The organism is Companilactobacillus sp. FL22-1 (assembly GCF_043951805.1).
In the GTDB taxonomy this organism is placed as follows: Bacteria; Bacillota; Bacilli; order Lactobacillales; family Lactobacillaceae; genus Companilactobacillus.
This window is the reverse complement of sequence record NZ_JBINJY010000001.1, coordinates 1-26,249: the sequence shown is the minus strand read 5'-3', so window position 1 is coordinate 26,249 and position 26,249 is coordinate 1. Positions and strand designations below refer to the sequence as shown.

At 38.3% G+C, this 26,249-nt stretch carries 19 protein-coding genes and 1 pseudogene; 18 read left to right on the top strand and 2 right to left on the bottom strand.

Going from position 1 to position 26,249, the window contains the following annotated elements; genetic code table 11:
* Positions 1–39 precede the first annotated feature (39 nt).
* From ACG72T_RS00100 to ACG72T_RS00090, 3 genes are read left to right on the top strand one after another with little or no spacing between them, the layout of a single operon-like run.
* A complete protein-coding gene (locus ACG72T_RS00100) occupies positions 40–477 on the top strand; it encodes a MarR family winged helix-turn-helix transcriptional regulator (RefSeq protein ID WP_395263903.1) in 438 nt (145 codons plus the stop codon).
* A gap of 25 nt (positions 478–502) precedes the next feature.
* Positions 503–2,005, top strand: a complete 1,503-nt coding sequence (locus ACG72T_RS00095; RefSeq protein WP_395263902.1) for an MDR family MFS transporter — start codon at positions 503–505, stop codon at positions 2,003–2,005.
* Positions 2,005–2,736, top strand: coding sequence for a DUF4811 domain-containing protein (locus tag ACG72T_RS00090; protein ID WP_395263901.1), 732 nt, complete (start codon positions 2,005–2,007; stop codon positions 2,734–2,736). The genes ACG72T_RS00095 and ACG72T_RS00090 overlap by 1 nt, the downstream gene beginning before the upstream one ends.
* Before the next feature lie 44 nt (positions 2,737–2,780).
* Here ACG72T_RS00090 and ACG72T_RS00085 read toward each other — a convergent pair whose 3' ends face one another.
* Positions 2,781–9,353: an SLAP domain-containing protein gene (locus ACG72T_RS00085; protein ID WP_395263900.1), complete on the bottom strand. Its 6,573-nt coding sequence runs from the start codon at positions 9,351–9,353 to the stop codon at positions 2,781–2,783.
* Positions 9,354–9,629: 276 nt separating this feature from the next.
* Between ACG72T_RS00085 and ACG72T_RS00080 the strand changes: the two genes are divergently transcribed.
* The 3 genes from ACG72T_RS00080 (at position 9,630) to ACG72T_RS00070 (ending at position 12,032) form a co-directional block, all read left to right on the top strand.
* Positions 9,630–10,274, top strand: coding sequence for an ATP-binding cassette domain-containing protein (locus tag ACG72T_RS00080; protein WP_395263899.1), 645 nt, complete (start codon positions 9,630–9,632; stop codon positions 10,272–10,274).
* Positions 10,267–11,040: an ABC transporter permease gene (locus ACG72T_RS00075; protein ID WP_395263898.1), complete on the top strand. Its 774-nt coding sequence runs from the start codon at positions 10,267–10,269 to the stop codon at positions 11,038–11,040. Before ACG72T_RS00080 ends, ACG72T_RS00075 begins: the two co-directional genes overlap by 8 nt.
* Positions 11,041–11,111: 71 nt before the next feature.
* A complete protein-coding gene (locus ACG72T_RS00070) occupies positions 11,112–12,032 on the top strand; it encodes an exopolyphosphatase (protein WP_395263897.1) in 921 nt (306 codons plus the stop codon).
* 3 nt (positions 12,033–12,035) lie between these two features.
* Here the strand turns inward: ACG72T_RS00070 and ACG72T_RS00065 are convergent, their stop codons facing one another.
* Positions 12,036–12,542: a YbhB/YbcL family Raf kinase inhibitor-like protein gene (locus tag ACG72T_RS00065; protein ID WP_395263896.1), complete on the bottom strand. Its 507-nt coding sequence runs from the start codon at positions 12,540–12,542 to the stop codon at positions 12,036–12,038.
* Between the two features lie 31 nt (positions 12,543–12,573).
* On the opposite strand from ACG72T_RS00065, the gene ACG72T_RS00060 reads away from it, so the two are divergent.
* From ACG72T_RS00060 to ACG72T_RS00005, 12 genes and pseudogenes are all read left to right on the top strand, one after another.
* A complete protein-coding gene (locus ACG72T_RS00060; RefSeq protein ID WP_395263895.1) occupies positions 12,574–13,530 on the top strand; it encodes a hypothetical protein in 957 nt (318 codons plus the stop codon).
* A 21-nt stretch (positions 13,531–13,551) separates the two neighbouring features.
* Positions 13,552–14,253 (top strand): NAD-dependent protein deacylase, encoded by a 702-nt coding sequence (locus ACG72T_RS00055; RefSeq protein ID WP_395264163.1) that lies wholly within the window; start codon positions 13,552–13,554, stop codon positions 14,251–14,253.
* Between the two features lie 48 nt (positions 14,254–14,301).
* The gene (gene metG, locus ACG72T_RS00050; protein WP_395263894.1) at positions 14,302–16,320 is read left to right on the top strand and encodes a methionine--tRNA ligase; all 2,019 of its coding nucleotides are present in this window, start codon (positions 14,302–14,304) and stop codon (positions 16,318–16,320) included.
* Positions 16,320–17,087, top strand: a complete 768-nt coding sequence (locus ACG72T_RS00045; RefSeq protein WP_395263893.1) for a TatD family hydrolase — start codon at positions 16,320–16,322, stop codon at positions 17,085–17,087. The genes metG and ACG72T_RS00045 overlap by 1 nt, the downstream gene beginning before the upstream one ends.
* Positions 17,084–17,665 carry a ribonuclease M5 gene (gene rnmV / locus ACG72T_RS00040; RefSeq protein WP_395263892.1) on the top strand — a complete coding sequence of 194 codons (582 nt, stop codon included), beginning with the start codon at positions 17,084–17,086 and terminating at the stop codon, positions 17,663–17,665. The genes ACG72T_RS00045 and rnmV overlap by 4 nt, the downstream gene beginning before the upstream one ends.
* Complete coding sequence (gene rsmA / locus ACG72T_RS00035) at positions 17,652–18,530, top strand: 16S rRNA (adenine(1518)-N(6)/adenine(1519)-N(6))-dimethyltransferase RsmA (RefSeq protein WP_395263891.1); 879 nt, start codon at positions 17,652–17,654, stop codon at positions 18,528–18,530. The genes rnmV and rsmA overlap by 14 nt, the downstream gene beginning before the upstream one ends.
* A 79-nt stretch (positions 18,531–18,609) precedes the next feature.
* Entirely contained in the window at positions 18,610–18,897 is a 288-nt protein-coding gene (locus ACG72T_RS00030; protein ID WP_395263890.1) for a Veg family protein, read from the top strand.
* Positions 18,898–19,108: 211 nt separating this feature from the next.
* Positions 19,109–19,951: a pur operon repressor gene (gene purR / locus ACG72T_RS00025; RefSeq protein ID WP_395263889.1), complete on the top strand. Its 843-nt coding sequence runs from the start codon at positions 19,109–19,111 to the stop codon at positions 19,949–19,951.
* 74 nt (positions 19,952–20,025) lie between these two features.
* Positions 20,026–21,414, top strand: coding sequence for a bifunctional UDP-N-acetylglucosamine diphosphorylase/glucosamine-1-phosphate N-acetyltransferase GlmU (gene glmU, locus ACG72T_RS00020; protein WP_395263888.1), 1,389 nt, complete (start codon positions 20,026–20,028; stop codon positions 21,412–21,414).
* A 14-nt stretch (positions 21,415–21,428) separates the two neighbouring features.
* Positions 21,429–22,409 (top strand): ribose-phosphate diphosphokinase, encoded by a 981-nt coding sequence (locus ACG72T_RS00015; protein WP_395263887.1) that lies wholly within the window; start codon positions 21,429–21,431, stop codon positions 22,407–22,409.
* 166 nt (positions 22,410–22,575) lie between these two features.
* Complete coding sequence (locus tag ACG72T_RS00010) at positions 22,576–24,795, top strand: hypothetical protein (RefSeq protein WP_395263886.1); 2,220 nt, start codon at positions 22,576–22,578, stop codon at positions 24,793–24,795.
* Positions 24,796–24,950: 155 nt separating this feature from the next.
* Positions 24,951–26,249 (top strand): annotated as a pseudogene (locus ACG72T_RS00005) (hypothetical protein); the annotation flags it as partial.

Genomic DNA, 26,249 nt, shown 5'->3' with positions numbered 1-26,249 from the left:
AAAAAATAAAAGTTTTTTTAAATAAAATGAGGTAAATTTATGGATGATTATGCTTTGGTTAGGTTTGTAATGAAATATACATCAATCAAACGTCGCATTGCTGCTAATTATTTAAAAGAAAAGCAATTGAATGTTTTTGAAAGTATTATTTTGTCGATCATTTATAAAAAGGGTGCTTGCACTCAAGACAAGCTGGGCGAAATCACGATGTCTGACGGTGCTCTCATTGCTCGTTCATTGAAAAAGCTTGAAAATTTCGGCTATGTTTTACGAAAACCAGACCCGACAAATGGTCGTCGCAAAGTGGTTTCCATCACCGAAAAGGGAACTGAGCTCACTGATACAGTTCGTAATAAGTTTAAAGCTAGTAATCGAACGATGCTTCAAGGTATTACGACTGAAGAACAGGCTCAGTTGGAGAACATTTTAGAAAAACTTTATAAGAATTTAGATAGTATCGAAATACCTTCTAAATAATTCAAGGGAAGAGGAATTTTTTATTATGGATAGTAATAAAAAGATTGTAGATGCACATGGAAAAACCTTCAATCGTAATTTGATGGTTCTAGTGCTTTTAGTTGGTACGTTCTGTACGGTTTTAAACGGTACTATTTTAACGACTGCGTTTCCAACTTTAATGAAAGAATTTAGTGTTACAACTTCAGATGTTCAGTGGTTAACAACTGGATTTTTGATGGTTAACGGGATCATGATCCCAGTTACTGCTTGGTTGAGCAATAACTTTAGTACCAAAGTTTTATATATTATTGCAATGTCAACTTTCTTAGTCGGAACAATCATGTGTTTCGTGGCTCCAAGTTTTGGCGTTATTCTTGCTGGTCGTTTGATTCAAGCGGTCGGTGTTGGTATCACAATGCCATTGATGCAAGTAGTTATGTTGTCAGTCTTTCCAGCTAATAAACGTGGTAGTGCCATGGGATTAGCTGGTTTGGTAATTGGACTAGCTCCAGCTATCGGACCTACACTATCTGGTTTCATCATTGATAACTGGACTTGGAGAGATCTTTTCGGAATGATCATTCCAATCGTTATCTTAGTTTTGATTTTGGCCTTTTTCTTTATGAGACCAGTTATTCATACACACCGGACAAAATTGGACGTTCTTTCATTGATTGAATCAACTGTTGGATTTGGTGCTATTCTTTACGGATTCTCATCAGTTGGTGATAACGGATGGGGTTCAATGACGGTCCTTGGTTCGATTGCCATCGGTCTTATTTCGATTGTTTTATTTGGTTATCGTCAACTACATTTAGACAAACCATTTTTGGAATTACGTGTTTTTAAGGAAAAGAAATTTGCGATTGCCGCAGCCTTATCATCAGTTACCAATATGGCGATGATCGGTGTGGAAATGGTCTTGCCTTTGTACCTACAAATTGTTAAAGGTATGTCAGCTTTCCATTCAGGTTTAACACTCTTGCCTGGTGCCTTGATGATTGGTGTCATGAGTCCTATCACCGGTAACGCTTTTGATAAGTTTGGTCCTAAAGATTTAGCTCGGATGGGTATGTTCTTATTAACTGCCGGAACAATTCCTTTCTTGTTCTTAACTCAAGATACCCCCGTACTTGATATCGTGATTCTTTATATGATCCGTATGTTTGGTATTTCAATGGTTATGATGCCAGTTACAACTGATGGTATGAATTCCTTGCCATTTGATTTAATGAGTCATGGTACTGCCGCAAATAACACTGTTCGTCAGGTCTTCAGTTCGATGGGTACTGCTATTTTGGTCAGTGTTTTAACTAATGTAACAAACAACTTGAAACCAGGACAATCATTGTTGAAATCAGCTCCACTTCAATATAAAGATAACTTTTTCAATGCTACTTTGAGTGGTTATCATGCCGCCTTTGCTGTAGCTATCTTATTCTGTGTGATCGGTCTTTTGATCAGTTTCATGGTCAATAACAGTTCTAAATCAAAGACGATCGATGAAACAACTTTAAAGAATACAAAATTGGCAGGTGAAGAATAATGGTTCTCATTTCAATCTTAATTTTTGCGGTTTTAGCTTATTACTTCGCTGTCTTTTTGAGAAATAAGAAAGTTGGTTATACCTTAGCTTTTACTTCCATCGCATTATTTATTTGTAGTTTATTCTTATTGATTTCAAACGAATATGGTCATTTTGGAATGAAGCAAGTTGTCACTGACAAAACTTATCAAATTCAATCAGTTCAAAAAGGAACTAATCTTTTATTGAAGAAAGAATTAGGTACTAGCGGTAAAGAAGATGTATACATTTATCGGACTCCAGAAACAGCCAATAAGAAGAAACCAACGACAACCAAGGTCGATGTTAATGTAACTAATAAAGTGAAAACCGGCAATTATTCGGCAGCCACTTTAGATAAAAAGACAACTCATTGGGAATATAAGAATGGTTTTTATTCATTCCTCTTCGGAATCTCTGGAAATAATAAGCAGTTTGTTCGTCAAACTAATACTTTTAAAGTTGGCAAAGATTGGTTGGTTCTAACTACTACTCAAGCTAGTCAATTGCAAAAGAAGATGAAGAGTAAAGCCTTCCAAGCTCAAATGAAACAAGAAGGTGCTACTTACGTTAAAGCAGCAATGATGAAAGCCATGCAAGCTAACCCAAGCATGACTAAAGCACAACAAAAACAAGTAATGCAACAAGCTCAAAAAGCCTTTAAGGCTCAAGCTCAAGCCAAATTGATTCAAGAAATCAAGGCTCAAAAATAAAAAGTATCTCCAGCAATCCAATTGGATCGCCGGAGATATTTTTTTTAATCAAGTTTTACATATTGGTTGGAAGCAACACGATAGAAACGTTGACCGTTGATATCAGTTAATCGATCAACATCCCAACTTGAATTTGCCGGAAGTGATTTTCTTAGTAATTGACCTCTAGCATTGTAAAGTGGGGTATTTTGTTGAGTCGTGTATGTTGTTTCAACAGGAGTGTAAGTATCGATCTTGGAATCTTCAACATATTGGTTGGAAGCGACGCGATACATCTTAACCCCGTTAATAATTGCCCAACCGTCAGATCTCCAAGCACTGCCAACTGGCAAGACTTCAGAAACTTTTTGACCTTGGGAATTGAAAGTATTGGTTTTAACCGTGACATTTACGTCGGTATTTAAAGGATTGAAAACGAAGACGACGCCATTATCAATTTTAATAAATTTGTCCACGGCAATTTGATAGTAACTTTGGCCCACAATTTTCACGATTCGTGAGAATTTCCAAGCAGTATTTGGCAATAGAGCGATATTGATTGCTTCACCTTGGCGGTTATACATTTCAACATCAAAGCCGAAGGTTCTCACGATGCCATGTTCTGTCGATTCAATACCGATATATTGACTGGCTTCAACGTATTCACCGTTATTTAAAAGATAGAAGTGTTTACCGTTGATTACAGCAGTACCTTTGACACCAACTGAAACTAAGTAAGCATCATCTTTAGAATTTGGATCAAGGTAATGAACATTGACATTTTGATCGTTAGGATTGGTCTCACTAGGCTTATTTCCAGTGTCATTGGAGACAATAGCGCCAGTATTTCCGTTACTGTTAGTGTTAGGAGTTGTTGTTTGGGACCCAGAATTAACGTTACCAGTAGTGGAACCTTGAGTAGCGATTGCCGCATAAGTTAGATTGACCGTCTGCGGATTTTGGCTAAAGTTACCCGTCAATAAGGTTAGGGGACTAGTAAGAGTGTAACCGTTTAATTGGCTAATTTGAGTTAGATTATATGGATCACCGATTTTATTCCCCGCAAGAGTCTTAGTTTGAGCCACGCCGTTTACAATAATTGGTTTGCCACTATTATCTAAGAAGTTGATCGTAACAGTAGGATGAGCTTGAGTGATCAGTGGTTGATTGACCGTGGTGGATACTTCAAAGATCGCATTGCCTAAGTGTTCGAGAACTGCTGAATTAGCACTGTATCCATTGCTGAAACCATAATTGCCATAACTTAGAGTTTTGGCTGTATCATCAAAATTATTCAATGTATAAGTGTCGCCGGTATTGTGAGTCAAGTTGCCGTCAGCTAAGTTAGCTGCTGGAACTGTCGTTGAGTAAGTGAAAGTATTTGCGAGGTCTTTTCCATCAGGGTCCAAAACTTGAGGACTGGTAAAAGTAACTGGTTGTTGGTCGACTGCAAAGACAGGTGTTGAGTCGTTTACTGTATTACTTACGGCATCGATAAAGACACCTTGACCAGTTTCGGATGGTTTTAGAGGTGAAAAGTCATTGATTAACGAATTACTGAAACCAATCATGTGCGAGCTTTGTCCATTATTAGCAAATTTATTAATAGTTGGAGCGAGCTGATTTAATTCTGGTTGATTTATTCCATCATTTGTAGTGCTACCTTCAAAACTAAGGGTATTGGCTTTGGAGAGATTCAAATCGCTGATTTGTGAGACATCGATCTCTTTTTGACTAGGATCGCTGAAATCACCACCGATTTTGACGCCATCCAAATTCAAGTTGTCTAGTGGTCTTAAGTCGGTGTCAGCTTTAGGGTCAGAAGCAAGCATAGCTTGGAAACTAACCGTAGTCTTTGATGGCAATAATTGTAAATATTGTAAACCGTTGAGTGTCTCCAATGGGGTACTCTGTTGGTCAGAAAGCGAGGCACCAGGGATGGCGGTAGAATCTGGGCCATTGGGATGAGCTAAGTCATAGAGCGTCATCGAAAGGTCAAGGTTGCTACCAGTATAATTTTTGATATCGCCGACCGTTAAATTATTGCTTAATGGAATATTTAAAGCATATTTGATGGAATTTGCTAAATTTTGGTCACCAATATTTACAATCGTCGCATCAGTCAGGTTGCTTGGCAATGCGTAGGGATCATTAGGATTTGTGGTGTTATTAGATGTATTGGTATTAATGGTAGTTGACCCTGAACTATTATTGTTGGTTGTGGAAGTGCCACTGTTGGTCGTACCAGAGCCATTTGTCGAAACATTGGTGGTTGATGATCCAGTTGTGGAATTAGAGTTATTCGAAGTAGAACCGATGTTACTTGTGCTGCCTGTTGAAGCGTTTGAAGTGGTTGTTGAATGGCTTGTACCAGTTGAAGTATTGGTTTGTGTGCCAGAAGTAGTGCCACCATTAGTTTGAGTAGAAGTTGTGGAACCAGTATTCGAAGTGGAAGTGCCACCCATATTTGAAGAACCTGATGTGCCAGTATTTGAAGTTGAACTGCCACTTGAGGTTGAAGGAGAACCAGATGTGTCAGGCTTTGTAGAAGTTGAACTGGTATTCGAAGTAGAACCGGAAGTTCCAGGTTGAGAGATGCTTGTGGAGCCATTTGAGGTAGAGCTTGAAGTCGAGCCATTACCTGTATTAGAAGTAGAGCTACCGCTCATATTTGAAGAAGAACCAGATGCATCAGGTTTTGTACCATCAGTTGTACTTGAAGTTGAACCAGAGTTACCAGTTTGAGAAGTACTTGTAGAACCATTTAAGGTAGAACTTGAAGTCGAACCATTACCTGTAGTAGAAGAGGTTCCAGTATGCGTATTAGTCCCCGTACCTGTACTGGAAGTAGAGCCAGAATTACCAGTTTGAGAAGTGCTTGAAGAACCAGTGTTTGAAGTTGAGCTGTCTCCAGTAGTAGAAGAAGTACCGGCATTTGTAGAAGTAGAACCCGTACTTGTATTGGAAGTCGAGCCACCAGTCATGTTTGAAGAAGAACCTGATGTACCAGTGCTTGGAGTAGAAGTCGAACCAGAATTACCGGTTTGAGAAGTGCTTGAAGAACCAGTATTTGAGGTAGTATTGGAATTTGAACTACTTCCAATAGTAGAAGAGGAACCGGAGTTTGTAGTAGAACCTGTTCCAGTATTAGAAGTAGAGCCATCACTCATATTTGAAGAAGAACCCGATGTACCAGTGCTTGGAGTGGAGGTCGAACCAGAGTTGCCGGTTTGAGAAGTACTTGAAGAACCGGTATTTGAGGTGGTATTTGAAGTTGAGCCTGTACCAGTAGTAGAAGAGGAACCGGAGTTTGTAGTAGAAGAACCTGTAACTGTGTTGGAAGTAGAGCTGCCACTCATATTTGAAGAGGAACCTGATGTACTAGTACCCGTATTTGAAGTCGAACTGCTTCCAGTATTAGAAGTAGAACCTGAGGTATTAGGTTTTGTAGTATCAGTTGTACCAGTGTTTGTAGAAGTTGAGCCTGTACTTGTATTAGAAGTCGAACCAGAATTACCAGTTTGAGAAGTACTTGAAGAACCAGCATTTGAAGTTGAACTGCTACCTGTAGTAGAAGAACCTGTACCTGTGTTGGAAGTAGAGCCACCACTCATATTGGAAGAGGAATCTGATGTACTAGTACCTGTATTTGAAGTCGAACTGCTTCCAGTATTAGAAGTAGAGCCTGAGGTATTAGGTTTTGTAGTATCAGTTGTACCAGTGTTTGTAGAAGTTGAGCCTGTACTTGTATTAGAAGTCGAACCAGAATTACCAGTTTGAGAAGTACTTGAAGAACCAGCATTTGAAGTTGAACTGCTACCTGTAGTAGAAGAACCTGTACCTGTGTTGGAAGTAGAGCCACCACTCATATTGGAAGAGGAACCTGATGTACTAGTACCTGTATTTGAAGTCGAACTGCTTCCAGTATTAGAAGTAGAGCCTGAGGTATTAGGCTTTGTAGTATTTGTTGTACCAGTAGTAGAAGAACCAGCATTTGTAGAAGCCGAGCCTGTGTTAGAAGTGGAGCCACCACTCATATTGGAAGAAGACCCTGATGTACCGGTATCTGTATTTGAAGTAGAGCCCGAGGTATTAGGTTTTATAGTATTTGTTGTACCAGTGCTTGGATTAGAAGTTGAACCGCTACCTGTAGTAGAAGAAGTACCAGAATTTGTAGTAGTAGATCCTGCACCCGTATTAGAAGTAGAGCTACCACTCATATTGGAAGAGGAACCTGATGTACTAGTGCCCGTATTGGGAGTCGAACCAGAATTGCCAGTTTGGGAAGTACTTGAAGAACCAGCATTTGAGGTAGTATTTGAAGTTGAACTGTTTCCTGTAGTAGAAGAGGAACCAGAGTTTGTAGTAGTTGAGCCTGTGTTGGAAGTAGAGCCCGAGGTATTAGGCTTTGTAGTATCAGTTGTACCAGTGTTTGAAGTAGAAATTGAACCAGAATTACCAGTTTGGGAAGTACTTGAAGAACCAGTATTTGAGGTGGTATTTGAAGTTGAACTGCTTCCAGTAGTAGAAGAACCAGAGTTTGTAGTAGTAGAACCTGTACCTGTGTTGGAAGTAGAACCACCACTCATATTGGAAGAAGAACCTGATGTACCAGCATCTGTATTGGAAGTAGAGCCCGAGGTATTAGGCTTTGTAGTATTTGTTGTACCAGTACCGGGAGTGGAAGTAGAACCGCTACCTGTAGTAGAAGAAGGGCCAGAATTTGTAGTAGTAGATCCTGCACCCGTATTAGAAGTAGTGCTACCACTCATATTGGAAGAGGAACCTGATGTATCAGTGCCCATATTGGAAGTCGAACCAGAATTGCCAGTTTGGGAAGTACTTGAAGAACCAGTATTTGAGGTGGTATTTGAATTTGAACTGCTTCCAGTAGTAGAAGAACCAGAGTTTGTAGTAGTAGATCCTGCACCTGTATTAGAAGTAGAGCTACCACTCATATTGGAAGAGGAACCTGATGTACTAGTACCCGTATTGGAGGTCGAACCAGAATTACCGGTTTGAGAAGTACTTGAAGAACCAGGATTTGAGGTAGTGTTTGAAGTTGAACCATTTGTACTGGTAGTAGATCCTGAAACGTTGGTGCCAGCGTTATTTGACGAAGTATTTCCAGTTGTACTTGATGTACTCGAATTAGAGTTACCTGTAGTTATAGAGCCACTGTTGTTATTTGTTGAACTGCCTGATGTAGTTGTATTCGACCCAGTGTTGGCGGTCTGACTACTTGAACCGGTATCGGGATTGGTATTAACTGTTGTAATTGGTGCATAGGTTAAGTTAATAGTTTGAGGATTTACTGTATAACTTCCTTGTAACAATGTGGTCGGACTAGTCAGATTATAGCCTGGGAGTTGGTCTTCAGTAGTAAAGTCATAGGCAGCACCAACGGAGCTTCCTTCGACGGTCTTTGTCTGCAATACTTTATTAGTTGAACCATCAATGTAATTGATTGTGACGGAGGGATTAGCTTGAAAGACAACAGGTTGGATAATGTTAGTTGATTCAGCTAGTGTGGCATTGCCAACTTGTTGATTAACTGCAGAATTTCGTGCATCGTAGCCGGCGTAACCAAAGTTACCATAAGTTAAATTTTTGGCATTATAGTCAGGATTATTCAAAGTGTAGTTATCGTTGCCATCATTGATCAAGTTACCGTTTGGAGGATAAATTCCATTAACGGTTGGTGAAAAAGTAAAGGTATTAGCAACGTCTTGACCATTTAAACCGATGACTTTAGGACTTGTGAAATTTAGGGCCTGATTATTCATGGCATAAACGGTGGTTGGTGCACTGACAGTATTAGTAGTTGCTGAAATAGCGGTGGGAGCTCCAGTTGAAGTTCCAGCTAAAGGTGAAAAGTCGCTGATTGAAGAATTATTAAAAATAATTGTGTGTGCGCTTTGAACGTTATTATTAGCATAATTAACTAGCGTTTTTGCGATTGATGCTAGTTGGCTTTGATTGACGCCATCTGTTGGTGTAGTGCCCTCAAAATTGAGTACGTTGGCGTTGGAAAGATTGACGTTATTTAATTGACTAATATCGATCTGTTTTGTCGTAGGGTCACTAAAATTGCCACCAATCGATAACCCGGATAAGTTCAAATTATTCAAAGGTGCAAGATTGGGGTCTGCTTTTTCATCGTTGGCTAATACTACTTGAACTTGAACCTTGGTCGATGAGGGTAACATTTGCAAATATTGAAGGCCATTCAAACTTTCGATTGGGGTAGTAATGATGTCGGGAATATAGCCGCCGGGTCCAGTAGGTGAAGTCACTCCCAAGTTGGGAGTAATAGTATCATATTCGACCATTGAAATATTGAGGTTGTTTCCTTTGTAGGATTCAATTTGACCAACCGTAATCGGCGTAGTAGTGAAGATGTTCAACGCATTTTTAACTTCGCCTTCCAAATTAGGATCGGTAAAATTAACAACGGTATCGGCTGAAAGATTGCTTGGCAGTGCATAAGGATCAGTTGTTGTACCAGAATTGTTAGTTGAAGAACCAACTGAGGGACTGGTGGTGGCTGCTTTTGCGGTCTGATTGACAGTTGAACCTAAGATTGCGGTTGAAAATAGGGAGACTCCTAGATAGATTGCTTTTTTCTTTAATAACATTTTTTCTGTCCTTTCTATTTTGTTCGGCTATATCCTAATTTTTTTTGGCTCTCAACAAAAATATTTGAAACGACGATATTCAGGACTTTTTTTGAGAAGTCTTTATTGATAAGGCATATAGAACTTTTTTGTGAAATAGACGAAACGGAGGGTATAAAATGAGTTAAGATACTTGTAATAATAGTGGCAGCGTAAACATTGCTTTTTGTAAGCTAATCATTAGGAGTCTGTTGCATTTATGTTGATAATTAATTGTGAGAAATGGGAGGCGATATTTTGTCTAAGATATTTGAAGTGAATGAACTTTTTTATCAAGTCGGTGAGACAAAGATTTTAAAAAACATTAATTTAGACATCGAACAAGGCCAATACCTGACTTTTATTGGGCCGTCTGGGAGTGGGAAGAGTACCTTGATGCGGATCTTGGCTTCGATGATCAGTCCTACTTCAGGAAAGGTGCTTTTTCAAGGGGATGATATTGAAACTTTAGAGCCAACTCAATATCGGCGAAAAGTCTCATATGCCTTTCAGCAGCCAACACTATTTGGAAAGACAGTCCGTGATAATTTGATGTTTCCATTTGAAGTTCGTAATCAACAATTTGATGAAAGTAAGGTTGATCAGTACTTGAAAATGGTCAATCTGGAATCGGATTATTTAGACAAGAGCGTCAATGATGTTTCTGGAGGCGAAAAACAACGGATCGCTTTGTTGCGTAATTTGTTGTTTCAACCAGAAGTTTTGATAACGGATGAAGTTACTGCTGGTCTGGATGCTGAAAATAAAAACATTGTCCATAAGATGTTAAATGACTTCAATCAACAAGGACTCACGATTCTGCGAGTTACACATGACGAAACCGAAATTGACGATTCGGCTGATACGGTGACAATTAAGGGAGGAGAGCTTGTAAATGACTAATTTAACGGTTTCTAATTCAACCTTAGCATTAGGATTTGTCTTGGTTTTAGTGGCTCTGATTATTGGCTACGTAGAAAAGTTACATATTGATAAAGATATTATTATTGGCGTTGTGCGGGCTATCGTTCAATTGTCGATCGTTGGATATATTTTAAAATTCGTGATCAAAGCTAATGACATTTGGCTCACCTTGGCCTGCTTTTTGATTATTGTCGGCAATGCTTCTTGGAACGCAGGTAAACGTGGTAACGGTATTCCTAAAGCCTTTCAATCGTCGTTGTTAGCTATCTTTGTGGGGACAACTATTACTTTGGCGACATTAGTTCTGACTGGTTCAATCAAGTTTGTTCCTGAACAGATCGTTCCTGTAACCGGAATGATTGCCAGCAATATTATGGTGGCGATTGGGTTATGTTATCGGAATATGAAACAGACCTATACAGATCGTCATCAACAAGTTTTGGAAAAATTGGCTTTGGGAGCAGATGTGAAATTAGCTTCGTTAGATATTTTGCGTGATTCAATTAAGAGTGGAATGCAACCAACCATCGATTCGATCAAAACACTGGGATTAGTTAGTTTGCCTGGAATGATGTCCGGTTTGATTTTTGCTGGAGTTGATCCAGTTAAGGCCATCAAATACCAAATTATGGTAACTTTTATGTTACTATCAGGAACAAGTATTGGATCGATTATTTCTTGTTACTTGGGCTATAAACAGTTCTTTAATCACCGTAAACAATTAAAGAATGAACTTATTTCTTAGCTTTCTTAAAATAGACCTACTATGTAGGTCTATTTTTTTATATAATTGGTACAATGGGATGTGATGTAGATTTGAAGTTAGCAGTTATAGAAATTGGATCTAACTCCATTAGAACATCAGTGTACAGATCTTCAAAAAAGAATCGTTTTAAAACTTTAGACCGTTGGCGTGAACCAGTGAGACTAGGAAAATCTATTACTCAAAGTCGACTCTTGACCAACGATCAAATTGAAGAAACAATTGATGTTTTAAAGAAATTTCAAATTCGAATTGAAAGATACCAAGTTGATCGAATCAGCTTGATTGCCACTGCCGCTGTTAGAATGGCTAAGAACCAGGAGCAATTGATCTTTGCTGTTCTCAAAGAAACAGGCTTAAGACTAGAGATCATTAACGAAAAAGAAGAAGCATACTATGATTACGTTGCAGTGAGAAGTACGATGCGGATCAAAGATGCGTTGATCGTTGATGTTGGTGGCGGAAGCAGTGAAATTAGTTTGGCTAAGAAAGGTCGGCTCAAACATGGTTTGAGTATTCCAATCGGGGCCATTTCAATTTCTGATTTGTATTTAGCGAGTGATCCAATCCAAGCAGAAAAATTACAAGCAGCAAGAAAAGATATCGCTCAGCGTTTAGAAGACCTGCACTGGATGAGTGCGCCAGCAACCTTTGTTGGCCTTGGTGGTACTTTGCGCGCTGTGACGAGTATTTTGAATCGTGAAGGTAAAAATAAAAAAACCTTGCACAATTCAGTTATTTCGTGTGACCAAATCGACGAACTCTTTGATAAATTGATTCACGCTTCTCTTGAAGAACGAAGTCAAATCAAAGAATTGAGCGATGGTAGATACGAAGTTATTTTGGGAGGCATTTTAATAATTTCTGAGATTATTAAAAAAACCCCCTCTAAAGAAATTCGTTTTTCGAATTTCGGCGTTAGAGAAGGTTATGTCTTTAGTTATTTTCACAAAATGAATCTTCAAGATAAATGATAATTATGCACGGCTTGGAATAGTCATCTTAGCAGAAGCTAAAATGTGTCCGTCCATCTTGTGCAGTAGTTCGTTCATCCAGAAACCATTTTCCAAATCAAGATTGTCATCTAGAGCAAATACCTTGAGTACGTAATCATGGGTTTGATCAGGTGGATAAGGTCCGTTGTAACCTGTGGCCACATCTTTAGGACCATCTAGTAATGGACTGGCAGAACTATTTTTGCCTTGAACGACTGGTTTATTGGCAATTTGACTGAAGTTCTCAGGTATCTCAACTTGTGAACTAGGAATATTTGCGGCTGTCCAGTGAATCCATTCAAATCCACAAACTGGAATGGAGTCAGGATCAGTAAAAGTCAAAGCAATAGTTTTTGCGTCTGCTGGAATATCTGATAATTTAATTGGGAAACTGATAACCGGTTTCCCATTTTTTATATCATCTGGAGCAGCGTATTTACCATATTTGTCTGGCAATAAGTTGTTAGGTAAGTCTACTTTTATTTCCATACAAAAATCTCCTTTATATGAGGTAATAATAATGCAACAAATAAATCTTAATGAATTGCCTGATTTCATTGTAGAACAGGTTGAAAACATTGAACAACAATATAATAAGAAAATTGAGATATATTCCCAATTCGAACCACAAAAACTTTTAACATTAGATCAAGCTAATCATACTGTGGATCAAGATCTCGTTAAGGTTGTAATTACTAATGAAAAATATGCCGATTTCGTCTTGAGTCACGAGTTACATCATATTGAATTGGAATTCTCCGATGAGCCAAATATTTCCTCTGCAGTGACGACTGGTCAACGTGAGCGTGATGAGAGAGTTCTGGCGATTGCTAATTCAGTCTTCGAGACTTTGGAACACGTTACGGTTTTAAAGCGTCAAAAAGCTGATCAAACTTTGACGGATGAAGTCAAGGCCGAATACTTGAAGGGCCTTGAAATAGCTTTACATCCTAACGTTTCGTTAGATAATGCCAATATGCGTTTCTTCCGGACTGTAATCATGTTCGATGGAATGATTTTCGGTGAACATGCTTTAGATGATAAATGGAAAGACGAATTTCCTACATCATTTAAGTATGCTTTGAAGATGGCTAAAATTGTTGAAGAAAACGACTTGACGGTTCCCTTCCAATTCAGAAGAGCTTTGGTTAATAGTCTCGATGCTTATAATGAAATTATTATTTCCAACGGTTATCAAGGAATGCATTTCCATACTTTCTTGAACGTCACACCGGTCGTATCCAAGCGTCAATTACGTTTGAGTTTGAACCAAGTCTATCAGATCAAGCATTCCGAATATAAGAACCGGGCTACTGGTCGAGACGGCTTTGCTCTGATCAGCATCAACGATGGTCAAAGCGTGGCCACTTTGAATCTTGACCCTAATAAAGTCACCCCCGAATTTTACAAAACTTTCTATCAATATACAGTTGAACAAGTTTTTAAGGAACAAGGAACTGATTATTTAATAAGATAGGAGAAAATAATGTCCGATAAAATTGAAGAGTTTAAAGAATTGTTAGCACAAGCTAAGTTTGTAACTTTTCTAACTGGTGCCGGCGTTTCCGTACCATCAGGGATTCCTGATTATCGTTCAAAAAATGGGTTGTACAAGCGCAAGAACTACAATTTTCCACCTGAATATATGTTGAGCCATGATAATTTGGTCAAACATCCGGATATCTTTCATGAGTTCGTGGTCGAAAATATGTATTTTCCTGACGCACAACCGAATATCATTCATCAAAAAATGGCCGAGATCAGCAATCAAAAAGGTGCAATCGTCACGCAAAATGTTGACAAACTGCATACGAAGGCTGGGGCAAAAAATGTCGTAGAATTTCATGGTAATTTATACGATAATATTCATTGCCTAACTTGTGGCAAAGAGTTTGATTACAAGTATTATTTAAAGGATTTTCGCCATCATGAGGACAACGGGATCATTCGTCCGGGGACAACTGTCTTATATGGTGAGAATATCAATCCAAAGAATTTTCAAAATGCGGCCTTAGCAGTTCAAAAAGCTGATCTTTTAGTAGTTGTCGGAACTAGTTTCAAAGTTTATCCATTTGCAGGATTATTAGAGTACAGTTCACCCCAAGCTAAATTGGTTGTCATTAATAAAGAAGATTTAAACCTTGATTCATCTATTTTGGCTATCGCAGACGATGCCACGAACGTTTTTTCACAAATTTAAAAAAATGCTATACTTAATATCAATTTAGTAGCGGTGGAGGTTAATATATTGACTGAAGAGAAAAAGACTTTTTATATCACAACACCCATTTATTATCCATCTGGAAAATTAACAATTGGGAACTCATATACAACGATCGCAGCGGACACGTTGGCTCGTTATAAACGTAATGAAGGCTATGATGTGTTCTTCTTAACGGGAACTGATGAACATGGTCTCAAGATCGAACAAAAAGCTGAAGAAAAACACATGGAGCCACAAGAATACGTGGACATGATGGCTAAAGGAATCAAAGAGCTTTGGAAGAAGCTTGATATCTCAAATGACAAGTTCATTCGTACGACTGATGACTATCACGTTAAAGCAGTTCAAAAGATCATTGAACGTCTGATTAAACAAGGGGATATTTATTTAGGCGAATACAAAGGCTGGTATTCAGTCGATGATGAAGAATACTTCACCGAATCACAAATGGCTGAAGTTTATCATGATGATGACGGTAATGTTATCGGTGGGAAAGCTCCTTCTGGTCACGAAGTTCAATTGGTTAAAGAGCCTTGCTACTTCTTTAAGATGAGCAAATATGCTGACCGTTTATTGAAGTATTACGAAGATAATCCAACTTTCATCGAACCAGAGATTCGTAAGAATGAAATGATCAATAATTTCATTAAGCCAGGATTGGAAGATCTAGCTATTTCTAGAACTACTTTCAATTGGGGCGTACAAATTCCAAGTAATCCAGAGCACGTGGTTTATGTATGGGTCGATGCACTTTTGAACTATATTACAGCTCTAGGATATGGCAGTGATGATGAATCACTCTTCAATAAATACTGGCCTGCTAATGTTCAATTTGTCGGTAAGGAAATCGTCCGTTTCCACACTATCTATTGGCCAATTATTTTGATGGCTTTAGGGATTGATTTGCCTAAGCAAGTCTTTGGTCATGGCTGGTTGTTGATGAGACACGGTAAGATGTCTAAGTCGAAAGGTAATGTTGTCTATCCAGAGATGTTAGTTTCTAGATATGGTTTGGATTCACTACGCTATTATCTAATGCGAGCTATACCATTTGGTAGTGATGGTGTCTTCACACCCGAAGATTATGTCGACAAGATCAATTATGACCTCGCTAACGATTTAGGTAATTTATTGAACAGAACTATTTCAATGATCAATAAATATGACGATGGTAAGATCGTAACTGTCAAAGCAGCTACTGAACTTGATAAGGATCTTGAAGCAGAATATGCCAAGACATTAGTAGCTTATCGTGAACACATGGATAAGTTTGAATTTCCCGATGCATTAGCTAGCGTTTGGTCATTCATTGGACGTGCTAACAAGTATATTGACGAAACACAACCATGGGTTTTGGCAAAAGATGAAGCTAAGAAGGCTGAATTACAATCAGTTCTTGGTCATTTAGCTGAATCATTGCGTTTAATTGCCCTTTTGATCAGCCCAGTAATGACTCAATCACCTGTTAAGATGTTTGCCCAATTAGGACTTGATTATGATCATGATAAGTCACTTGAATTTGGCGACACAGTAGTTGGCAAGACTGTAACCGACAAACCAGAACCAATCTTCCCACGTCTTGATGCTGAAGAAGAAGTTAATTACATTAAAGGCAAGATGGCAGAAGAACAAGCTAAGCATGGTACTGGCAAGTTGAGTAAATCTGCTCAAGCTAAAGCTAAAGAACAAGCAGAAGAAGATGACGAATTCCCTAAAGAAATCGAATTCGATGATTTTGCCAAAGTTAAGATGGTCGTAACAGAAATTCTTGACGTTAAACCGGTTGAAAACTCAAGTAAATTGTTGCAATTCAAACTAGACGATGGTTCAGGCGTTGACCGTCAGATCCTTTCAGGAATGCACAAATTCTATCCTAACTACAAAGAATTGATCGGTAAGAAAGTGCTGGCAGTTGTTAACTTGAAGCCTCGTCGGATGGTTGGCGAATGGAGTAACGGTATGTTGCTTTCAACTGAAAAGGGTGATGAAGTCAAACTGGCAATCGTTGATGATTCACACAAAAATGGAGCTATTTTAGGCTAATGAAAATCTTTGATACGCATACACATTTAAATGACGAGGCTTTTGCAGGTAAGACGCAACAGTTCATTGATAATGCAAAGGAATTAGATGTTGTTGAGATGGCTATTATCGGTTCAAACGAACAATTTAACCTCGATGCGATTCGACTAGCCCAAAATTACCAACCATTGCATGCCGTTGTTGGCTGGCATCCAGAATTTGCTGAAGAGTATAATCAAACGCAGCTGATCAATCAAATCCAGCTACCCGAGGTAGTTGCTATTGGTGAAATTGGTCTCGATTATCATTGGGAAGAAGATCCAGATCCAAAGATTCAACAAAAGGTCTTGATTCAACAACTCGATGTTGCTCAACAATATAACATGCCAGTCTCAATTCATTGTCGTGATGCGTTTGATGATATGTATCGTATTTTGAAAGACCATGATATGTCGAAGTCCGGTATCATCATGCACAGTTTCAACGGTGATCTTAAATGGCTGAATAAGTTCTTGGACTTAGGTTTGTGGATTTCATACAGTGGAGTCGTTTCTTTTAAGAATGCTCCAGAAGTTCATGAATCGGCAAAGAATACGCCCTTAGATCGCCTATTAGTTGAAACAGACGCCCCTTATTTAACTCCCGAGCCTTATCGTGGACATGCTAATCAACCAGCTTATACGAGATATGTGGTCGATGCGATTGCCAAATATAAGGATATTGCACCGAATGAGATTGCTGAACGGACTTTCAATAATGCTCACCAAGTGTATAATCTACCAGTATGAAAAAAATAAAAGAGATTATCGTAGTTGAAGGTAAGTCGGACACCAATCGCCTAAAAGATTGCTTTGGAGACTTAGGCGTCGACACGATTGAAACGACTGGCTCAGCTATCAGTCAAGAAACAATTGCTAGAATCAAAGCAGCTCAAAAAAAACGTGGCGTGATTATCTTTACTGATCCAGACTTTAACGGCAACCGTTTGCGCACCATCATTCAAAAGGCGGTCCCTGATGCTAAACAGGCCTTTTTGCCCCGTAACAAAGCCGTTCCTAAGCATAGTGATGGCAGTCTAGGTATCGAACATGCTAAAGACGAAGATATCAAATCCGCATTAGCAGCTGTTTATACGCAAACTGAAAGTGATTTTAAGGATTACGACCAATCTGATATGGTTAATTTAGGACTGATTGGACGAACTGATTCTCATCAGCGGCGCTTATTCGTTGGTTCCGAGTTGAAGATAGGCTACACGAATGCGAAACAGTTTTTGAATCGTTTGAATATGTTTCAAGTGGCACCGAAAGATTTGTTAGCAGCGGTTAAAAATTTTGATAAAGGAAGTACTCATGACACAAAATAGATTAAGTATTGCTGATCCTATTCGTACGAATGACATCATGCGTAAATATAAATTGCGTGCAAAGAAAAGTTTAGGACAAAATTTCTTAACCAATGAAAAAGTTTTAGACGATATTGTTGATGCATCTGGATTAAAATCTGATGAGATTGCCATTGAAATTGGACCTGGTATCGGTGCCTTGACGGAAAAATTAGCTCAAGTAGCCGAACACGTCTATGCTTTTGAAATCGATGATAGTTTGATACCAGTTTTAGCCGATACATTGCAATATTACGAAAATATCGATGTGATCAATCAAGATATTTTAAAAGTCGATCTTGATCAATTTGTTAAAGACCATGATTTAGTAGGTAAAACAATCAAAGTTGTAGCTAATTTGCCTTATTACATTACGACACCGATTATGTTGAACTTGATTGAAAGTGACTATCCATTCCAATCCTTAGTACTGATGATGCAAAAGGAAGTTGCTGAAAGAATCACTGCTAATCCAGGACATCGTGAATATGGTTCCTTGTCGATCGCCGTCCAAACGCAAATGAATGCTAGAATCGACCGGATTGTCGGTAGCAAGTCATTCATTCCTCGTCCCAAAGTTGATTCAGCGGTCGCAGTGCTTGATCGATTACCCAAAGAGCAGATTGATATCGCAGATCCAATCTTTTTCAATAAATTGGTACGTTCAGCTTTTATGCAAAAACGTAAGAGTTTAATGAATAATTTATTGAATTGGCTAGGCCGTACCGATGAAAATCGTGAAAAAATAAAAAATGTTTTTGAAAAATGTGGAATTGCTGAAAATGCCCGTGCAGAGCAAGTTTCAATCGATCAATTTAAACAGATGGCCGTAGAGTTTGCTAAGTAAAAGGTTAACTACCTCAAGATTTTGTTGAAATTTTCACAAAAACGTGGTAAAATTTCACTCCTAAGGAGTGATTATTATAATGCCAACATCATTAAAGACAATTAAAAGTCGACTAGATTCACACTTAGGTGAGAATTTGACCATTGTCGCACAAGCAGGTCGTAAGAAAGTTGTCCGTCGCCGGGGAACTTTAGCAGAAACGTTCCATTCAGTATTTGTCGTAGATTTGGATCAAAATGAAAATTCTTTTGAACGTGTTTCATACAGCTATGCTGATTTGTTAACAAAGTCAATTGATATTCAATTTGATGGTGAAGAACCCGCTGAAGCTGCTTCAGACGCTGAAACTGAAGCTGAAGCTGAATAGTTATAATAAGCTTTTGTTAATTTGAAGACACACAAGATATTGTCAGTCTTTGAACATTGATTTTGAATAACCTCTGATTTCACACATCGAATCAGAGGTCTTTTTTTGTGAAAGTTAAGATAATCTATTGACTTGGTTCGAAAAAAACATGAATTGTTCATTGTTTTGCTTTATAATCTTGTAGGTAGATATGTTTTTAGGAGAAAAAAAGATGAAAACACGAAGAAGCGAACGTTTAATTGACATGACTCGCTATTTATTAGAACGACCACATACCTTGATTTCTTTGGCATTTTTTGCAGATCGTTACGAATCAGCCAAGTCATCAATTTCTGAGGATTTAGGTATTTTGAGAAGAACTTTTATGATTCGGGGAATCGGAGTTCTTGAAACTTTACCTGGAGCTGGTGGGGGAGTAATTTTCACACCGGGAATTTCCAAAAAAGAAGCGACTGAATTTGTTGAGAGTACTGCCAAACGCTTAGTCGAACCCAATAGAATTCTGCCCGGAGGGTATTTATATTTGACAGATTTATTGGCTGATCCGGAGCTGTTGAGAACTGTTGGCCGCATGATTGCTACACAGTACTCACAGAGTTCAATTGATGTCGTCATGACAGTTGCCACAAAAGGTATACCAATTGCCCAAAGTGTCGCTAATTTCTTAAATATTCCATTTGTTATGGTCCGTCGTGATTCAAAGATCACAGAAGGTTCAACAATTAGTGTCAACTATGCGTCTGGTTCATCGGACCGAGTGGAAAAGATGGAACTTTCTAAACGAAGTCTTGATGAAGGCTCACGGGTGTTAGTAGTTGATGACTTCATGAAAGGCGGCGGTACGATCAATGGCTTGCGTAGTTTGATCTCTGAATTTAACGCTATCTTTGTTGGTGCGACCGTCTTTGCCGAAAATATTAATATTCACAGTCAGTTTAGTGATGAAGATGTGACTTCTATTTTTAAAGTGACTAAAATCGATACAAAAAATAAGATTTTGAACGTTGAAGCAGGAAATTATTTGACTAATACCGATTTCAGTTATTTTGAGTAAATTCTTAATTGAGCAGTCATATATAATAATGCTATTATATATAAGGATATTTGAATGACTGAAGGGAGTTTCTGATGTCGAATCGTTATGTAATAATTCTTGCTGCCGGAAAAGGCACGAGAATGAAGTCTAGACTATATAAAGTCTTGCACCCTGTTGCAGGGAGAGCCATGGTTGACCATGTGTTGACACAGGTGGAGAAGGTTAAGCCAGATTTGATCGAGACGGTTATCGGTAATGGTGCTGATAAAGTTCAAGAACTATTGGGCGACCGGACTAAATATGCCTTGCAAACAGAACAATTAGGTACAGGCCATGCTGTATTGCAAACTGAGGATGTTTTGGGAGATAAAGATGGTATTACTCTAGTGGCTACTGGTGATACACCTTTGTTTAGATCTGAAACATTTGAAAAGTTGTTTGATTTTCATGAAAAAGAAGGCGCTGCAGCAACAATCTTAACTGCTCATGCTGATGATCCGTTCGGTTATGGACGAATCATTCGTGACGGCAACGGTAATGTTGAGAAGATCGTTGAACAAAAGGATGCCTCAAGAAGTGAACAAGAAGTTCAAGAAATCAATACTGGTGTCTTGTGCTTTGATAATAAGTTGTTATTTGAAAACTTGCACAAAGTTAAGAATGATAATGCTCAAGGCGAATACTATTTGCCTGATGTGATTTCATTGCTTAAACAACAAGGTAAAAAAGTTTCTGCCTATCAAATGGCTGATTTGAGCGAATCACTTGGTGTCAATGACCGAGTTGCTCTATCTAAAGCTGAGAAGATCATGCAGAGAAGAATCAATGAAGAACACATGCGCGACGGTGTAACAATCGTTGATCCAGATAATACTTATATCGATGTTGATGTTGAAATCGGCAACGATACTGTCATCGAACCAAATGTTAAGATCTTTGGTCAAACTAAGATCGGTTCAGAATGTGTTATCGGTTCAGGCTCAAGAATTTCTGATTCTGAGATTCAAGACAATGTTGAAGTGATCAGCTCAACGATTGAAAATGCTATTATGCATAAGGGAAGTAATGTTGGCCCTAATTCACATCTTAGACCAAAAGCAGAGATTGGCCGTGATGTTCATATCGGTAATTTCTGTGAAATCAAAAACGCTAAGATTGGCGATCGGACTAAGGTAGGTCATCTAACATATGTTGGTGACGCTACTTTGGGTACGGATATCAATGTCGGTTGTGGTGTAGTATTTGTTAACTACGACGGTGTCAAGAAATGGCACAGCAATATCGGCGACCATTCATTTATTGGCAGCAACTCTAATATTATTGCTCCAGTTGAAATGGCTGATCATTCGTTTATCGCTGCAGGTTCAACGATTACAGATGATATTCCTAAGCATGCAATGGCAATTGCACGTCAAAGACAAACAAATAAAGAGGATTTCTGGGAAAGATTACCTCTGTCAAATAGTGAAGAATGGAAATAAGGGTGAATAATTAAATGTCATGTCAAAATAACGAACGACCAATGAAGATTTTTGCATTGAATTCAAACAAGCCTTTAGCTGAAAAAATTGCTAAAGAGGTTGGTGTACCATTAGGTAAATCATCAGTTACACGTTTCAGTGACGGTGAAATTCAAATTAATATTGATGAGAGTATTCGTGGTGCCGAAGTTTTCTTGATTCAATCAACTTCAGCTCCAGTTAACGATAATTTAATGGAACTTTTGATCATGGTTGACGCCTTGAGACGTGCTTCAGCATCAGTAATCAACGTGGTGATTCCATACTACGGTTACGCACGACAAGATCGTAAATCACGTTCCCGTGAACCAATTACAGCTAAGTTAGTTGCTAACATGTTGCAACGTGCCGGCGTAGATCGTGTGCTTGCACTTGATTTACATGCTGCCCAAATTCAAGGATTCTTTGATATCCCAGTTGATCACTTGATGGGTGCCCCATTATTGGCTGACTACTTCTTATCAAATCATCTTGAAGAAGATGCTGTGGTTGTTTCACCTGACCATGGTGGTGTTACACGTGCTAGAAAATTAGCTGAATTTTTGAAGACCCCAATTGCAATTATTGATAAACGTCGTCCTCGTGCTAATGTTGCCGAAGTGATGAACATTATCGGTAATGTTAAAGGCAAACGAGCTATCATTATTGATGATATGATCGATACTGCCGGTACTATTTCACTTGCTTCACAAGCTTTGATCGACGCTGGAGCTACAGAAGTTTATGCTTGTTGTACACATCCAATCCTTTCCGGCCCAGCTATTGAAAGAATCGAAGCTTCTCCTATTAAGACATTGGTTGTAACAGATTCAATCAATCTTCCTCAGGAAAAAGTTATCGACAAGATGGTTCAAGTTTCAGTAGGTCCACTGATTGGTGAAGCTATCAAACGTATTCATGACAACGAACCAGTTAGTCCATTATTCAATACACGTTTTGAAAGAAAAACAAAATAATTATATTAAAATATAACAAAAATACCATTATTTTATATTAAAAAATAATGGTATTTTTGCGTTTTTATATATAAAAATGATATCTTTCTTTATTCACAAAAGCTATAATCGAATCGATTAAAAACTTATATTTGATGGCAATGATGTGGATAGGGAGGTATCAACAGTGTTTAGAGTGAGGATTGTTTGTTGTGCAGTTTTTATTTCGCTTTCATTAATACTTTTAAACGTTAAGATAGTAGCAGCAGATGCGACTGGAGATGCACTTGCTGAGGCTGAGTACGGTTTGAGTATTGCTCCTAATAAACTGATACTTAATAGTGATTTATTTACAGTTGGAGATTTGAGTCAGTATGATGATCCAAGCAATACTTTGACGGGAAAGGGGAAAAATCTGGCCCAACTTCAAACGGTCGATGGTCGTCCAGTTTCGGCTAGTAATCCTTATCGGGCAATTAGAATGACTTATAATAAAGGCCAAACTGCTTCAATCTGGTCAAATATGAGTGGCAGTAATTATTTTGACCTCGGGAAAGATCAGACTTTAACTATGTGGCTGTATTTTGGTAGGGCGAAGGTAAAACCTGGTGATGGCATGGCCTTTGTACTCCAAAATGATCCTAAAGGTACAGGTGCTTTTTCTAGTCTGTATAATAAAATTGGTGCTGGTGAAACTTTGGGTGTTTGGGGAGTCGATACGGATTATAGTGTAGATAGTAATATTACACTTGCTAAATCAGCCATTCAAAATAGTTGGGCACTTGAGTTTGATAGTAATAAAAATACTAATCCTGCTCCAGGAGGCGCTGACTACTTTGATGCAAATATTGCTACCGGTTCGCAACATATTGCTGATGGTGAACCTGGAGATTCTAAAATGTATAGACGATACGGAACTAAACCAACTTTCACTTGGTTGGGGCACCTTAAAGATGGCGGATATTATTACTCTATGGCTCACGGTAATGCTTCAAGCGCCGCTTTAACAGATGGTTTATGGCACCATTTGACAATTAAGTGGGACGCAGCCAAAAAGATTTTACATTATAGTTTTAATGACAAGAAAATGGATGGATCAAAAGGAGATTATCCAATTGAACAGAATGTGCCAATCGATACCAATATCTTTGGTACAGTAAATCAAAATAAATTACTCTGGGGTTTTACTGCTACCACAGGTGACTACTACCAGCCTAATTTAGTTGTTTTTGAATCGATTCCGGCCGTAGTAGAAGGTGATGTCAGTTCTTCGATTCAAGATATTACCAAGAATGAAGATGTTAAAGCTAATGGAATAGTTGATTCTTCTGATAAACTGGCACTTAATTATAAATTAACTTATCAAAGCGGTAATAAGGCTTGGTCCAATATTCAAGCTAAGTTGGTTTTACCAAGTCTGCTTAATTACCCATCTACCGGGACCCTTGGCAAGATTACTTATAGTGATGGTTCAGTCGAAGATATTCCAGCCTCAAGTCTAACTAAAGATCATACTTTGAATCTTACATTAAAGAAGTCATTGTCAAATTCATTGAATAAAGCCACGATTACGATCAATGGAACTGCCCCCAATGTCAACGTTCAGACTCTTGTACCAGAAGTTCGTTCGGTAATTGACAGTCCGGTTTTAATTAAGTCAGTCGATACCATACCTTTTTATATCGCTAAGAGTAAACCATTGCTGTTGAGTGTGGATCAAAATGAACTTACCGTAAATCCAAATGATTCCGCCAAGATAACCGGCAAAGTATCTAATAATGATGGATCGGCGGTCAATAATTCTCAAATTACGATCTATCCCACCTTAAACGGAACCAACTTGGCGGCCTTTCCATTGGGAAGTAGTGGTACTGATGGCAAGTTGACTTATCAAGTTCCTTACGCTAAATTGACTCAAGAAAAAAATACATTAACCTTATATGCCAAAGATACTACAGGTAATATTTCCAATAGTGTATCGGTAATTATTTCAAAACAAGGTTCATTATCATTAACGGTGAAGGATTCCAGTTTTAAAACAGTCAATCAAACCTTTGCAGATCGGCTGATTCCCAGAAATGGTGACTGGGATATCAAAGTTAATGATAGCCGTGATGCAGGTCAAGCATGGCAACTGTCGGCTACTAGTACGGGATTGTTCTGCGGAACGACCAAATTTCTTGGCAATATTATTTTTCGTGATTCGTATAGCCATGAAAACGAGTTTAGTACAAATTCGCCAGTTATAATCGCTGATGGAGTAAAGACTGGTAACAATATGCAAATAACCAATATTAATGATAGTTGGAATTCTGCTACCGGGATCTTATTAAAAGCTACCGGACAAGAACTGGCAGGTTTATATTCTGGAAAAATAGTTTGGACATTAGTAGATTCCTCTAAGTAACAGGACCTCTTTTAAGTAGAAATATCCTTACCTTTTAAAACTTATGATATTTTTATCAGAAATAAATATCGTTTTTAACAAAAAATTTTATTACGGTCTATAATATAAAGTGATAGATTTATTTCTGCAATGTAAAGTTTTAAAAGAGGTTTAGTATGAAAAAGAGATTATTTATATGGCCAACTATTTTATTATTACTATTACTTTGTTTTGTCGAGACGACTGAAAATAATACTTTTGCTGATTCTTCTATTGATGCTCTTAATGATGTAATTGCAGGATTGCAAAGTGCGCCAGATAACTTGGGACTTAAAGACAAGAATGGCAATGTCTTATTTGTACCAGGAGATTTTAGCGGGTATTCAGGCAATCCAACCAATAAGGCGCTTCTTCTAAATTCTAGTGCTAGTACTACTGGAGTTTTGCGAGCCATTCGAATGACTAGCTACAAGAACGAAACTGCCGCCATGTGGTCGAATGTAGCAAACAATAATTATATTGATTTAGGGCAAAATCAAACGTTGTCAATGTGGCTATATTTTGGTGATACAAGGGTGACACGTGCGGATGGAATGGCATTCGTTATGCAGAATTCGGATGCCGGAATCAAAGCATTTTCCAATAAAAATGGAAGTATTGCCGGTGGTGAGACTTTAGGAACTTGGGCTGTCGATAATGATAGAGATGTTAGTTCCAATGTTGATTTAGCTAAAACGGCTATTCAAAACAGTTGGGCTTTGGAGTTTGATACTCATGTGAATAATAGTGCAACTCCTGGGGCTGCAGATTATTTTGACTCAGGGAGTAATATAACTGGCCAACATATTGCTTACGGAGAGCCGGGAAATTTTCTTACTTATAATCGTCAAGGTACTAAACCAAGTTACTTCATGGGGACTTATTTGAGCGGTGGATATTATTATTCTATGGCGCATGGTGAGGCTCAAAATGTTAATTTGATCAACGGACAATGGCACCACTTAACACTTCATTGGTATGCGACCCCTGGTGATCAACATATAACATATAGTTTCGATGATAAGAATCCTGATGGTTCAAAAGGTACTGATCCGAAAAGTGCGACTGTTCCCGTTGATACGTCATTATTCGGGACTGTTCCTAATAATAAACTCCGCTGGGGATTTACAGCAACCACTGGTGATTACTATGAACCCAATTTAGTTGCTTTTGAATCTATTCCCTCTTTAGTTGAAGGTGATATAACTTCAAGAATTGATGATCTCACTCAGGATAAAACAGTTGAAACTAATGGGACGGTCAATTCAGGCGATAAATTAGGAGTCAATTATCTTTTGAAATATCAAAGTGGTAATGAAGATTGGTCTAATATTCAAGCTAAACTGATATTGCCTTCATACGTTACCTATCCAACTACTGGCAATGTCGGTACAATAACGTATAGTGATGGCACAATTGAAAATATCCCTGCAAGT